Raw genomic sequence first — 13,848 nt, forward strand, 5'->3', positions numbered from 1 at the left:
GATAGATACAAAAACGGGAGTGGGTAAAAAGTAATGGTTAAAAGGCTGAACGGGAATCTACTTATGTTATGTTTTTCTTTCGGAGTGCTTATAATTGCAGTGACGGTTTATATTTTGCACCGTATTTTTGGATTTTTAGAGTCTTACTCCCTGCTTATGGGGGTTAATAATCTTTCACCTTCTATGAATACCCTGCTTTATATCCTTTTAGGGATAACGGCGGCTCTTGTATTCACAGGTTTCGCTCTTTTTCGCACGAACCCGAATCACCGCATACTTCCATTAATCATTACCTTAGCCTTAACTCACGGCTCAATGCTCATCATTGCTTCAGGCGACGGGTTAGTTGAATATCATTTCTCTATATTTATGGTTCTTGCTTTAATTGCCTATTATAACTCTATCGCCATGCTTAGCATCAGCGCGGGTATATTTGCCGTCCATCACTTAGTTGGGTATTTCTTTTTTCCTGTGCTGTTGTGCGGGACACCAAATTACAAATTCTCTTTGCTTATGATTCACGCTGTGTTCCTTTTGCTAACCTATGGAGCCACGCTCATCTTAATTCTACATAAGAGGAATTTAGAAAAAGAGATAGAGAAGGAGCGCAGCCTTAGTTCAGAGACGTACGAAGCAGTCGTCCAGCATGTGAACCGAAGCGTGGTCGAGCTTGGGAGGCTGGCGCAGGTCATTCAGCGTGAAACAAATGAAAGCGCCAATTCTGCTCAGGATATGGCTGGTTCTGTTCAAACCATGAATGCAGCGGCTGTTACTCAAAGAGGCCAGGCAGAAGAAAACACGGGAAAGCTGGCAGAGCTGCTGCAAACGATTAAAGAAATGGATGAACATATAAAGGAAGTAGAGGACCACTCTGAGTTTGCTAATGAACAGTCGCTTGCAGGAGCATCTGTTGTTGGTAAGGCACGCAACAGGGTTCAGGAGGCCAATCGCTCAGTGGAGCAGTTAGAAAAGCTATTCGCCCAATTTTTGAATCAGACGGGTGAAGTCTCCACTTTCGTTTCTGTTATAAGGGATATTACCGAAAAGACAAATCTCTTAGCCCTCAATGCTTCTATTGAAGCAGCAAGAGCAGGAGAAGCAGGAAAAGGGTTTGCCGTTGTAGCTGAAGAAGTCAGGAAATTAGCCCGCCAGTCGAGTCACTCTGCACAATCCATTCACAAAGTTGTATCGGGTATTCAGGAAGAATCAGCGGTCATCCATTCAGAAATGAATGAATGTACTTTAAAGATAAATGAAGGATACAAATTGATGGAGAATGCTGAAGGATCATTAAATGTTATCCAGAAAGCTACATCGGAAGTTACTCCCCGGATAAAAGATACTGGACAGCGTTCTTCCCAAATCCGTACAAGTGGAGCTGGGGTTCAAGCTTCCATGCAAGAGCTGAAAAATGCTGCTAAAGAGAACGAAGCAAGCAGTGAGCAAATAGCCGCAGCTTCTCAACAACAGCTGGCCATGTCTCAGGAATTAGAAGCTGTTGTTGATCAGCTAAATCAATTAACCTATGAACTTCAAGAGTTAGTGGATGGGATGAGTATTGAAAAAGTATCCTAGCAGGAGCGGTAGAAAACGGTGAAGTTGATCAGGGCTCTTTTTAAGGATAGGAAATAAACCCAATCCTGAAATTCAAGTTTCTTGAAAATAATCATTGTAACCGATAGGATGAGATCATTGGTAAAAATAAGTAGACGAACTCATCCTATATCCAATGTATCGTTCGCCTATGGGCAGGTGAGGTTATGCAGAATTTAAAGATTACAAATTATCTATACATCTTTTACTCATTGGTGTTCTTGCTAAATATTGTTCACGTATTCTGGGCAAATGATATTCTATTCTTTGTCATTGGGGTCATGGGAATAGTGATGTTGATTATTAATTTTCCCAGGTCTGACAAGGTGTTCCGAATCCTTGGTGTTGTGCTGTTAGCGATAGGCATTTTTTTCTTTATATCGAGTGACGTCTCTGTAAATGAAATACCTTCTTACTTTGCTGGAAACATAAGTCTGCTTTTTCTTCTTTCTATGCTTCCATGGATGAATAGCGTAGTGAAAGCTGGAAGATATAATAAATTGCTGCAGTCGTTGCTCGGCGGGAATGTGAAAGGTATGGGATCCTTGTACATACGAAGTGAAGTAACGATGGTCTCGCTGGCTGCTTTTTTGAATTTATCATCAGCTACAATCTCGCAAGACTTGCTGAAAGAGCAGTTAAAAGAAGCTAAAACAAAAATCAGAAATAGCTTCATAGCCATGGCGACGCTTAGAGGGTATTCTCTTGCATTACTGTGGAGTCCACTCGAAATATTATTGGCTACATCCATCTTCATTACAGGCGCGAATTACTTGGAAGTGCTGCCCTGGATGCTGCTCGTTGCCATTCTTGGAATCACATTGGACTCGACTATCGGAAAGCTCATTTTTCGAAAGCATGATATAGGAAGTAATTCACTGACATCAAGCCATCCCCAGTTCCAAAAAAAGAAACTGGTGGAATTTATAGCTGCTCTTGTTCTATTTTTAGTGGTGGTTGTTTTCCTGGCAAATGTCGTTCAATTTGACTTTCTATTTGCCGTCACCATTGCTATATTCCCATTTGCTTTTATATGGGCTGTCGTAAAAAAAAGAAAAACCAGTTTCCAGCAGATTGGTTGGCCGACATGGAAAAAACAGACGAATAACTTAAATAATTTCATCGTGTTATTATTGTCGTTATCGTTTTTTACGGAGGCCTTGAATGCTTCACCGTTTTTGCAATATTTACAGGATCCAATTGTGGCTTTGGAAGGCAGCCCTATCCTCATTATGTTGTTTATTCAAGCTGCATTTCTTGTGTTAACCCTGCTCGGCGTGCACCCAATTGCTACGATGGGGATCTTTGGGGGAGTCAGCGGTCTGTTAATAGAAGCGCTGCCTTCAGTAACTTTGACGATTTTACTCGCAAGCTGCGCAATTGCTACGGTTCCATCAGCTCCATATGGTCTTATTGTAACGATTACGTCTGTCGGTTTAGGGGTCAATCCTTATCAAATTGTTTTAAAAAATCTTCCGTACACTTTAATGTGCGGATTTATAGGTATAATTGTTTCTATGATAACGCTTTACATTTACTAAAAGTCCAGTGTTTGTATAAAGACGAGAATCTTCTTCAAGAAGATTCTTTTTTTGTCGCTGAAAATCATGAATGAAAATGCTGCAAGTATATTAAACACCTGAGAAAAGGGGAATATATTGATAGACATTCAAGCAGTGAAGAAGGAGTTTATTTAAATGATCATAAGGTTCGGATACGTAGCCCATGCACTCTCCCTTTGGGAAGCCACCCCGGCAAAAACCATGACCTTTTCAAGATACAAAAAATTACAAGAAGAAGAGCGGCTGCCTGAGCTGCAAAGAATTACCCGTCTAAATTTACAGCATACACTCAGGGCCATTCATTACAATATTGCACATGAAATACCACTATATCGGTTCTCTTCCTCACTTGTTCCATTAGCCACCCATGACGAAGTGGAGTGGGATTATATTACACCATTCCAGGAGTTGTATGCTGAAATTGGTACGCTCGTTAAGAGACATGAGCTGAGAACGAGTTTTCACCCTAATCAATTCACACTATTCACGAGTGATAAACCCCATGTGACAGAGAATGCCGTTAAAGACATGGAATATCATTATGCTTTATTAAAAGTGATGGGTCTCCATCATGAATCTCATATTAATCTTCATATCGGAGGGGCCTATGGGGATAAATCAGCTGCCCTGGAGCGCTTTCATGAAAATATAAAGCAATTGCCAGATCCTATCAAAAAGCAAATGACCTTAGAGAATGATGATAAAACGTACACCACTACAGAAACCTTGGAAGTATGCGAAAAAGAAGGGATTCCCATGATGTTTGACTATCATCATTACATGGCTAACCATACCGCTGAGGAAGATCTAGCTGAACTTTTGCCAAGGTTTTACGAAACGTGGTCCGGATACGGGCTTCCACCTAAAGTTCACTTATCTTCTCCAAAGAGCGAAGGGGCTTATCGTAGTCATGCAGATCATGTAGATGAAGCGTTTGTAACCCCTTTTCTAAAGATAGTGAAACAGACAGAGCAGCCGATTGATGTCATGATTGAGGCTAAGGAAAAGGATCGTGCTCTATTGAAGCTTGTAGAAGACCTGGCCGCTCAGAGAGGTGTGAAGCGGTTAAAAGGGGCAGAGCTTGATTTTTAAAAGTGGATTAAACCCACGCAGAAATGAAATTCCGCAAGAGGAGGTGTAGAAGATGACTGACGAAGAATACCTGAAGTACACGATTCAATTAGCCGCTGACAATGTGGATCACGATGGAGGTCCATTCGCTGCCATTGTAGTAAAAGAAGGGACTATTATTGCGGAAGCAGGTAACAGAGTGACAGAGAAGATGGATCCAACAGCGCACGCGGAAGTGCAGGCGATTCGAAGTGCGTGCGAAACTCTGAAACATTTTGAATTGAAAGGATGCGAGCTCTATGTAAGCTGTGAGCCCTGCCCTATGTGTGTGGGAGCTATCTATTGGGCGCGTCCTGATCAGGTGTACTTTGCGGCAGGAAGAGATGATGCCTCACGGGCAGGTTTTGATGATAATCTGATCTATAAAGAAGTTTCAAAGGATCCACAGGAGAGATCTCTACCTTTCCGCAGGATAAACGTACAGGATGCAGCGCTTCCTTTTAAGAAGTGGGAGAGGAAAGAAGATAAATCAGCGTATTAAGTTTCCTTTCCATTTACTGCAGGATTCGCTTTGCTTCTATGAACCTTTGTATTCCTGTAAACAATTCCACAGCGAAGAAAAGAAGAGTGGACCATAGAAGGAAGTTGGGAAACAGAAGCATAATACTAAAGAATATAAAGCCTTCTGATCGTTCAGCCGCTCCTGCTTGATAATAAAATGACTTGATACCTGCCTTTTCAGAAACTGCCCCTACGACTAGGAAAACCGTCATGGAAATAATGATCGAAACGCTTAACAGTAGTAGTGGCCACATGACTTCGGGATGTAAATAGGCAATCGCCACAATCATAGCTACTTCCACGATTCGATCGAACGTAACGTCCATGACGGTTCCAAAGGGAGAGGATTTAGTATGGCGTGCCATCGTCCCGTCAACAGCGTCTAAAAAACCTGATATCCATAATACGATGACTCCTATTATTGGATAACCGCTTAAGTAGAGAAGACTGGTAGAAAGACCTACTATAAGTGCGAGAATGGTTATCTGATTGGGGGTCCTTCCTCTTCTTAATAAAAAAGAAGCGGTTTTTTCTATAGATGGCTGTACATACTTTCTGGCGTGCGTGTCTAACATTAAAATCACCTGCTTTTCTCTTTTTCTCTCATTCTAACCCTTTCTAGTGGTTCATAAAATCATTTAAGCTCCTATTCCGTACATTATACAGCTGGTAATGTTGGAAAGAATTAATAGTGAAAAGTTTTAACCTCCCATGTTAATGTGTGAAATAGATTATTTCAGGGAGGTTGATTGCATATGTTTAAGAACTTAATGATTTCCTTATTGGTGTTTGCTGGAATATTCACATTTACTTTCCCTGCGCAGGCTGAAGGCGCTGAAGAAACTTATACCGTCCAAAAGGGCGATTCCTTATATAGCATTGCATCGAACTATGGCATTTCTACCCATCAGCTGAAGGCGGTCAATGATAAATCGTCTTATATGATTTATCCGGGAGAACAGTTGCAGATGCCTGTGCTGCCTGAAGAATGGGAGAAAGATTTACTTGCCCGCTTAGTTGAGGCGGAAGCTAAAGGCGAAAGTTATGCAGGTAAAGTGGGCGTGGCGACGGTAGTTTTAAACCGTGTAGAAAGCGATAAATTCCCAGACTCCATCTATGGAGTGATTTACGATGGAATTCAATTCTCTCCAGTATTGAACGGGACGATCGAGCAGCCTGCCAGTCAGGAATCGAAACAGGCTGTAGAGGAAGCCGTAGCTTATCAGGGATACGATAGAGAGTCTCTTTTCTTCTATAACCCTTCGAAAGCTTCCAGCAGTTACCTCAGCAGTAAAGAAGTGACTACAGTAATTGGTGATCACGTATTCTTACGGTAATATAAAAAGCAAGCATGGTTAGCCATGCTTGCTTTTTTTGTCTTATTTAAATAATTTAACCGGCTTCTTCATCATCAAACAGTTCCACTTCTTGTTTACTTTTACGTTTCTTATATACCCGGTTCACATAATCATCTGTAAGGGCTGCAATTTCTTTATGCAGGAATAGGAGCGGAATAATATTGGCTAGTAGTACAAAGGCCAGCAGCAAATCAAGGAATTGCCACACAAATTTCAGCCCGCCGATGGCTCCGACAAAAACCGCTAAAATATAAACGATCCTCATAACACGGGCAAATTTAAGGTTATATAGATACTCCGCTTGTTTTTCGCCATAGAATACCAGGATCCCAATGGTCGTCATGACAAAGAATAATAGAAAAATGGAGATAAATGTACTTCCGAAGGCATCTCCAAACTCTGTGCCAATGGCAATGTTAATCATGTTGGAAGCTTCCGTTCCCCCAACCTCTTTCCATGCTCCGGTAACTAGAACGGTGATGCCCGAAATGGTACAGATAACAATCGTGTCAATAAAGACACTGAATATTCCCCAGAGACCTTGTCTGGAAGGGTGGTCTGTCTTCGCGGCAGCATGAGCAATAGGAGCTGTTCCCAGTCCTGCTTCATTAGAATACAGACCGCGGGCAATCCCCCAGCGTAGAGCTTGAGCTACACCCGCGCCAGCGAATCCTCCTGTTGCAGAAACCGGAGTGAAAGCATGAGTGAAGATTAAACTGAATACTTCCGGAAGCTGACCGACATTGGCAAAGATGACATAAAGGCAGACGGTTAAGTAAATAAGTACCATACCCGGCACCAATTTATCGGTAATCTTGGCGATACGCTGAATACCTCCGAATACGACAGCAGCAATAGCGACACATACCACAGCTCCTGTAATATAAACAGGCCAGCCGAATGCTCCCTCGGCCTGTGTGGCAATGGAGTTGGACTGTACCATCGTACTTGGAATCAGTTCAAGCATAAGAAAAAACGCGAAGGCTGAGGAAAGCCATTTCCAGCCGAGGGCTTTTTTTATGTAATATTGAGGTCCCCCGACCCAAACGTTCTTTTCGTTCTTTTCCCTGTACTTCATACCCAGCAGAATTTCAGAGTATTTTGTCGCCATTCCTATGAGAGCAATAATCCACATCCAGAATAATGCTCCGGGACCTCCTAAGGAGATGGCAATAGGAACACCAACAATATTAGTGGCTCCTGCAGTAGAGGCTAAGGCAGAGGTGAATGCTTGAAATGGGGTGATGGTACCTTTTTTATCGGTTTTCTTGAAGATCTGACCGATGGTTTGATGGAGAACGTGACCAAAGAAGCGAAATTGAAAGAATTTGATTCTAATGGTAAGGAAAATACCTCCTGCAATCAGAATAATAGCAAGTGGATACGTCCATAAAAAATCTGACAAGTCAGCAATCCCTTGCTCTATACTACTCCATAATTGTCCCAATTAAAGGCCTCCTTTAAAGTATTAGAAATTTTGTGTGAATTAATCCATATATTCCCTAAAATGTTGTAATTAAACACAAAATGAGCAAGAGAGATGAGAATGAAAAGTGGTTCGCGTATGATGGTTATAAAGGCTCTCAGGAGGGATAAGCTTTGTTAATCCATAAGGACCATTTCAAAGATCATAATATGAGTAAGTTGATCAAAGGCGCAGTTGTACCGAGACCGATTGCATGGGTGTCTACAGAAAGTACTGATGGTGTACGCAATTTAGCGCCATTCAGCTTTTTTACAGTAGCTTCAATGGACCCCATTACGTTATGTTTTTCAGTGGGAAATGTAGAACGGGAAAAAGATACACTGACTAATATTAAAGAGACCGGCCAGTTTGTCGTGAATATCGTATCTGAGTCGCTTGCCAATCAGATGCATGAAAGCAGCAAAGCTCATCCGAGAGAAACAGATGAATTCATAAAGGCAGGAACGAGGACAGAACGAGCGGCATACGTAGAAGCTCCACTAGTTACGGATTCACCCGTAAGCATGGAGTGTGAGCTCGACAGGATCATTGACCTGGGGCTCAACCAGCTAATTCTTGGACAGGTTGTTGGCTATCATGTTAGGGAGGAAGTGTATATGGAAACAGATAAGATTGACCCTTATAAGTTGAAACCTGTGGGGCGTATGGCAGGAGATTATAGTTATATCCGTGAATTCTACAAGCTTCCAAATGAGAATTTGCCAGAATAAAAAAGCACCCAATGTGGGTGCTTTTTTATTCCGTACGGGGCTTTGTAGGGTCACAGGAAGGGTGCTCTCCCTGTGTAGACTCAGCTATTTTAAATAAGTAATAACATTCTTCGCGAGCCATATGGTCTGCCATTAAAGTAGAAAAAGTACCTAGTAGTTCGGCATTCATCTCCATTTCTTCCAGTTCTCTCAGAAAGGTTTTAAAAATCTTCATTTCAAGAGCTACTTCATCGTTAAATTTTCTTAATGCTGGAAAGGATTGGCGATTCGTGCGCAGGTACCCTTTCATTTCTACGGCTTTTAAGTAAAATTGCTCAAAATGCTTCGTAAACTTATCGCTTTTTTCTTTCAAGCGCTTTTCCACACCATCCAGTTCATCATTAATAGCTCCCGCGTGTCCTGAAGCGTCCATTAACCAAAGGAGATGGTGATGCAGCTCATGGAAGAGAGGCGGTACTTCTCTTTTTCCTAAATAGCCAATAACCAGCATATACTCTTCCAGTTCATTTACCATGTGATTAATAAAAGTGGGAGGAAGGTGGATCTTGATTTGACTAAAGAGAGAGCGCTCAAGTAAATCAAGCTTAAACCGGTGAAATTCTCGTACTTTTTCTCCAGCTTGAAGGCTGAAAGTCATCCAATCCTGTATGGTTCCACTTCTGGATTGATTGAGATAATCATCCCATAACTGTACGTAAGACTTAGCCAATTCAATCGTTTCTTGTTCTGAAGGGTATAACGAATCTCTGATAAACCTGGCATGGTCTCCCAAAATTTGCAGCCAGAACTGATGCTCGAACTTAGCTGTTTCTTGAAAGCTCTTCATTGTCTACACCCCTTGTCTATAGCTTCCTTCCATAATTATTCAAAAAAGGAGGGGCTCATACGAAGGACTCTCATAAAAAAAGCTCGCAGATGCGAGCTGAAACAGACTTGAACCTTTTCTACTAATACTCTGGAATTGAGAGTGGTTCAGTATCTTATTTTCCAAAGGATGAAAGGAATTTCACTCGGTCTCCCATAGGCGGAACGGTATCATCTACCAGAGATATTTCCAGCAAAGATGGGCCGGTGGTTTGAAGCAACTGGCGAACCTTTTCTTCAGTAAGTTCACCCAGGTGGTCAATTCGAGCGCACGGTACACCTAAGGAAGCAGCCATTTGAGAAATATCCACCGGTTGTTGAGAAAATCGTTCATGGGCTCGTTTATATTGAAGGGAGTGGCCATGATGAACCATGCCAAGACGTGAATTGTTCATAACTACGAACAATACGGGAATATCGTACTCTTTTGCCGTAAGGATCTCCATTCCGTGCATAAAGAAGCAGCCATCTCCTGTAATACTAATCGTTGGCCGTTCCGGTTCAGCAATTTTGGCGCCAATAGCACTGCCAATACCACTTCCCATAGCCCCAAAATGCACGTTTATATCAAAGGAGTCTTCATGAAAGACATTCATGTGGTTAATGACGTAGGCCATAAATTCTCCAATATCAATTGTATATCTTGAAGAGGAAGGCAAAATTTCTTGTAGCTTATGCAGCACATTGGAGGTATTGTACTCTTCCGTCAAAGATACGTTAGCCCTGTTCTCCGCAGGATAAGAATTTCTTTTCTTTCCGCGTGCATTTAATTCTGTGATCATGGAAGAAACGGTAAGGTGAACATCGCTGTGAATCGCTGTATCTACGACATATTTTCGATTGAAAACAGAAGCATCGAAATCGACCTGTATGGTCCATTTGTCTTTATTAATATTAGGGTTCCAATTATTGGTGGCCGTTTCTCCGAGACTGGAGCCTAATATAAGAACCGCTTCCTTTGTACGATCATTAATCAGCTGGGAAGCTTGTTCATGACCGGCAAACCCGAATACACCGGCGAGAAGTGGATGGTCATCGGGGATCAATCCTTTGGCCTGCGGAGTAGTGACAATCGGCCAGTGGAGAGTTTCGGCTAATTCAAGCACATCATTAACTGACCCCCGTATACCTTGGCCAGCAAAGATATAACCACTTTTGACTTCCGTCATTTTGTCAACCGTTTCATGGATTAACTGGTCATCCGGCAGTAAGGGAGTGCGAGATGGGAAAGCTGGAATCCGGGGTGCAGGAATATCGTGCAACTGCACATCGATCGGCATTGCAATATGTACAGGACCCGGGACTCCCGTAAGGGCAATTTCTACGGCCGTATGAATTTCAGAGAGAAGGTCTTCCGCCTTATCCACCCGTTTACTGTACTTCGTGACAGATTGATAAAGTGGATCTGCATGAAGCTCCTGGGAAGCGTTAAGTCCAACAGTGTTTACAGGTACAGCGCCCGTTAGAAACAACACAGGCAAGTGTTCCCGCATAGCATTTGCTGCCCCCGTAACTAAGTTAGTACCGCCGGGACCGCTGCTCCCAATACAGACTCCGAGAGACTGAGAATACTTGGCATAAGAAGCGGCCATATAGGCGGCAGCACCTTCATGTTTAGCAATGATTGGTGTAATGGAAGGTGTATCATAAAGTTCATCAAAAAAAGCATTAACGGACCCTGCAGGGATTCCGAAGATTTTGGACACATTTCCTGACACTAGGTAATCCAGAACAGCTCGAACGGATTTCATTTTTTTAACCCCTTTTTAGAATGTTTTTTTGCAAATTCTTCAATCAGTTGACCGGGAGGAAGAGGACGACTGAAAAAGAACCCTTGGATTAAATAGCACCCACGGCCTTGAAGAAAATCAATCTGATCCTGCGTCTCTACTCCTTCAGCAATCACATCAAGTTTAAGACTGTTCGCTAAAGTGATAATGGTATCGGTGATCGCTGCATTATTTTTATTAGTTGTAATGTCATCAATAAAGGATTTATCGATTTTAAGGGTATCCACAGGAAAGTTCTTTAAGTACCCAAGCGATGAATATCCTGTGCCGAAATCATCAATTGAAATTTTAATCCCCAGGTTTTTCAGTTTTTTAATAGTAGTCGTGGTTTTACAAGTATTGTGAATAATAAGATTTTCTGTCAACTCTAATTCCAAGTTCTCTGCTGGTAGATGAGTTTCATTAAGGACACGCATCACCACGTTAACTAAGTTGTTCTGGTTGAATTGCTGAGGCGACAAATTGACAGAAACCGTCCAATCCTTATATCCCTTCATGTACCATTGATTCATCTGTTTACAAGCCTCTTTTAACACCCATTCTCCGAGTCTCGTGATTAACCCTGTTTCCTCAGCAAGAGGTATAAAGGTTTGAGGTGGAACGAGCCCTAAATCAGGATGATCCCAGCGAATTAGAGCTTCCATACCAATCATCTCATTGGTTTCCAGATTCATTTTAGGCTGATAATGTAACATAAACGAATTTTCTTCGTTTAAAGCTTTGTAGAGGTCGTTCTCTAGCTTTATTGTTTCTATAGAGCGATTATCGATGTCCGATGAATAAAATTGAAACTGGTTCCCTGAAAGCTCCTTGGCCTTGTACATAGCCAAATCGGCATGCTTAATAAGCTCTTCGGCACCTGATCCGTCAGATGGGTAAAGACTAATACCGATACTTGTTTTAATGGCTATTTCCTGGTCATTTATTGTGAATTGCTGCTCGAAGACCTGGAGGATCTTGTTCGCATAATTGACCGCATCCTGCTCTTCCTTCACGCTCGGTAGAAGGATAATGAATTCATCGCCGCCTTGTCTCGAAACGGTGGCATCTTTAGGCATAGCAGACTCGAGACGCTGTGCTGCCTTTTGGAGTACCGTATCTCCAAATCCATGACCGAATGTATCGTTAATCTTCTTAAATCGATCTAAGTCCAAAAACAGGATGGCTAATGAACGGTTGTGGAGCTCGGCGTACGTTAAGGCCTGGTTGAGCCTGTCCTGGAATAAAACACGGTTGGGTATATTCGTCACTATATCGTAATAGGCATGGTATTTTATTTTTTCTTCCATTTGTTTTCTGGAGGTCACATCTTTAAATGTAATGACATAACCTACAATCTGCTCAGCTTGTCTTTGGGGTGTAATCACATATTCGACCGGAAAGTAAGAACCATTTTTCTTTTGAAAGTAACTATCAGAATGACCATGATTGTTATCGGCATCATCCGATTCCGCAAATTCACGGAAATGGTCACCCTGGTCAACCTGATAGAATATCTTTTTGTAAGAAAGTCCCAAGATTCCATCTTCGTTCGGATAACCAAGTAGTTCGATCGCGGAAGGGTTGGCGAAGGTGATTTTTCCGTCTAAGTTAAGACCAAAGATTCCTTCCCCGGCTGAATTTAGGATAAGTTCTTTCTCATTACTGATTTTTTGTAAATCTGTGATGGCTTCCTCAAGTTCCTTATTCTTTTGCGTTAGTTCAGAGGTGCGTTTATTAATGATCCATTCTTGTTTTTCCATATAAATTAAATTAAAAAGAACAGGCGCTGTGGCATCCACTATGGATTCAGCAAGCTGGCGAACATAACGGGGATATGTATAGCCTTTTTCTTCTAAATTTACAATTGCTATGGTCCCGAGTACTTCTCCTACAGCTACCAGGGGGATCATATATAATCCTTTAATACCAAATCGCGTGCATGCCTCATGGTTCGGTCTTGAATCTATGGTAACGTCAGGAATCATGATGGAATGTTTCTTTTCGACAACCTCGCGGAAAGCAGCATCATTTTTAAAATCAACCTTTAGTTGCTGGTGTGTGTTCTTCCAATCATCTTCTGTCCAGTCACTGTTTTTACTCAAGCTGACGGGCTTCATCTGCAACTCAGCTGCGGGATCAAGGAAATGAGCGCCAATGTTATTGTTTTTTAACACTTTACTTAAGTAATAGAAACATTTGTCAATGGCTTCTTGAAGAGAAGAACAGAGTGAGAGTTCGCGGGTTACATCCAGTAATAGCTGCTTTTCTTCAATTAAATCTTCTTTACGGGTCAAATTAGTAGCATTTCGAATAGCTACAGCAGCCATATTTACATAAGCTTTGATGGACTCTATTTCATCATCGGTTAAATCCATAGGAATTCCATAGTCGAATAAAAATACCAATCCATAAAGTTCATTTTCATAGAATATAGGGGCCACAAGTAAAGAATTAATTTTGAACGCATTTACCGCCCTTGAATCAGGACGATTGTCTTTTGAGGTGTCTGGAATGTAAATGGTTTTCTTCGTTTCAATGACTTCTTTTGCAAGTTGATCGTATTCTGGATCTACAATATGCATATCAAGCGTCATTCCATTTAGAAGAGCAGGTTTCCCGACGTAGCCTCTATAGGTGCCATCTTCTTGTGGCAGGTAAATCCCAACAGAATCACAGCGTGTGATTTCTTCGGATATGGCTGTTACGACGTGCTCTAAAACATCGCGCAAATCAAGTTTGGTATTGATAAGCTTAGTAATTTGCGCTAGGCGAGAATATCTAGTTTGTTCTTCAGCCATTTCATAACCTCCATACTCGTCATATTATGATAATGTTCGACTTCTGAAACGAACCTCCTGCTTTAGGACCTCA

Annotated in this window: 11 protein-coding genes; 6 read left to right on the forward strand and 5 right to left on the reverse strand. The window is 41.8% G+C overall.

The features are described from left to right. Window positions 1-84: 84 nt before the first annotated feature. The 4 genes from HBHAL_RS01215 to HBHAL_RS01230 all read left to right on the forward strand — a co-directional run bounded on the left by HBHAL_RS01215 (window position 85) and on the right by HBHAL_RS01230 (window position 4,767). Window positions 85-1,575 (forward strand): methyl-accepting chemotaxis protein, encoded by a 1,491-nt coding sequence (locus HBHAL_RS01215; RefSeq protein ID WP_158512332.1) that lies wholly within the window; start codon window positions 85-87, stop codon window positions 1,573-1,575. 185 nt (window positions 1,576-1,760) lie between these two features. Then, entirely contained in the window at window positions 1,761-3,134 is a 1,374-nt protein-coding gene (locus HBHAL_RS01220; protein WP_014641501.1) for a hypothetical protein, read from the forward strand. 156 nt (window positions 3,135-3,290) lie between these two features. Continuing rightward, entirely contained in the window at window positions 3,291-4,247 is a 957-nt protein-coding gene (uvsE, locus tag HBHAL_RS01225) for a UV DNA damage repair endonuclease UvsE (RefSeq protein WP_014641502.1), read from the forward strand. Window positions 4,248-4,299: 52 nt separating this feature from the next. Then, the gene (locus HBHAL_RS01230) at window positions 4,300-4,767 is read left to right on the forward strand and encodes a nucleoside deaminase (RefSeq protein ID WP_014641503.1); all 468 of its coding nucleotides are present in this window, start codon (window positions 4,300-4,302) and stop codon (window positions 4,765-4,767) included. Between the two features lie 13 nt (window positions 4,768-4,780). Here HBHAL_RS01230 and HBHAL_RS01235 read toward each other — a convergent pair whose 3' ends face one another. Next, window positions 4,781-5,362: a CDP-alcohol phosphatidyltransferase family protein gene (locus HBHAL_RS01235; RefSeq protein WP_014641504.1), complete on the reverse strand. Its 582-nt coding sequence runs from the start codon at window positions 5,360-5,362 to the stop codon at window positions 4,781-4,783. A 180-nt stretch (window positions 5,363-5,542) separates the two neighbouring features. Between HBHAL_RS01235 and HBHAL_RS01240 the strand changes: the two genes are divergently transcribed. Beyond that, on the forward strand, window positions 5,543-6,124 hold the full coding sequence (locus HBHAL_RS01240; protein WP_014641505.1) for a cell wall hydrolase: 582 nt from the start codon (window positions 5,543-5,545) through the stop codon (window positions 6,122-6,124). A 55-nt stretch (window positions 6,125-6,179) separates the two neighbouring features. On the opposite strand, the gene HBHAL_RS01245 is transcribed toward HBHAL_RS01240, so the two are convergent. Next, on the reverse strand, window positions 6,180-7,592 hold the full coding sequence (locus HBHAL_RS01245) for an alanine/glycine:cation symporter family protein (protein WP_014641506.1): 1,413 nt from the start codon (window positions 7,590-7,592) through the stop codon (window positions 6,180-6,182). 152 nt (window positions 7,593-7,744) lie between these two features. Here HBHAL_RS01245 and HBHAL_RS01250 point away from each other — a divergent pair, with 152 nt between their 5' ends. Continuing rightward, window positions 7,745-8,341, forward strand: a complete 597-nt coding sequence (locus tag HBHAL_RS01250) for a flavin reductase family protein (protein ID WP_014641507.1) — start codon at window positions 7,745-7,747, stop codon at window positions 8,339-8,341. A gap of 25 nt (window positions 8,342-8,366) precedes the next feature. On the opposite strand, the gene HBHAL_RS01255 is transcribed toward HBHAL_RS01250, so the two are convergent. The 3 genes from HBHAL_RS01255 to HBHAL_RS01265 form a co-directional block, all read right to left on the reverse strand. Further along, window positions 8,367-9,167, reverse strand: coding sequence for a DUF2935 domain-containing protein (locus HBHAL_RS01255; protein WP_014641508.1), 801 nt, complete (start codon window positions 9,165-9,167; stop codon window positions 8,367-8,369). A gap of 154 nt (window positions 9,168-9,321) precedes the next feature. After that, window positions 9,322-10,956 (reverse strand): thiamine pyrophosphate-binding protein, encoded by a 1,635-nt coding sequence (locus HBHAL_RS01260; protein ID WP_014641509.1) that lies wholly within the window; start codon window positions 10,954-10,956, stop codon window positions 9,322-9,324. Further along, on the reverse strand, window positions 10,953-13,775 hold the full coding sequence (locus tag HBHAL_RS01265) for an EAL domain-containing protein (protein ID WP_014641510.1): 2,823 nt from the start codon (window positions 13,773-13,775) through the stop codon (window positions 10,953-10,955). Before HBHAL_RS01265 ends, HBHAL_RS01260 begins: the two co-directional genes overlap by 4 nt. Between the last annotated feature and the right edge of the window lie 73 nt (window positions 13,776-13,848).

Origin of the sequence: Halobacillus halophilus DSM 2266, from assembly GCF_000284515.1 — a bacterium.
GTDB classification, from domain to species: Bacteria; Bacillota; Bacilli; order Bacillales; family Halobacillaceae; genus Halobacillus; species Halobacillus halophilus.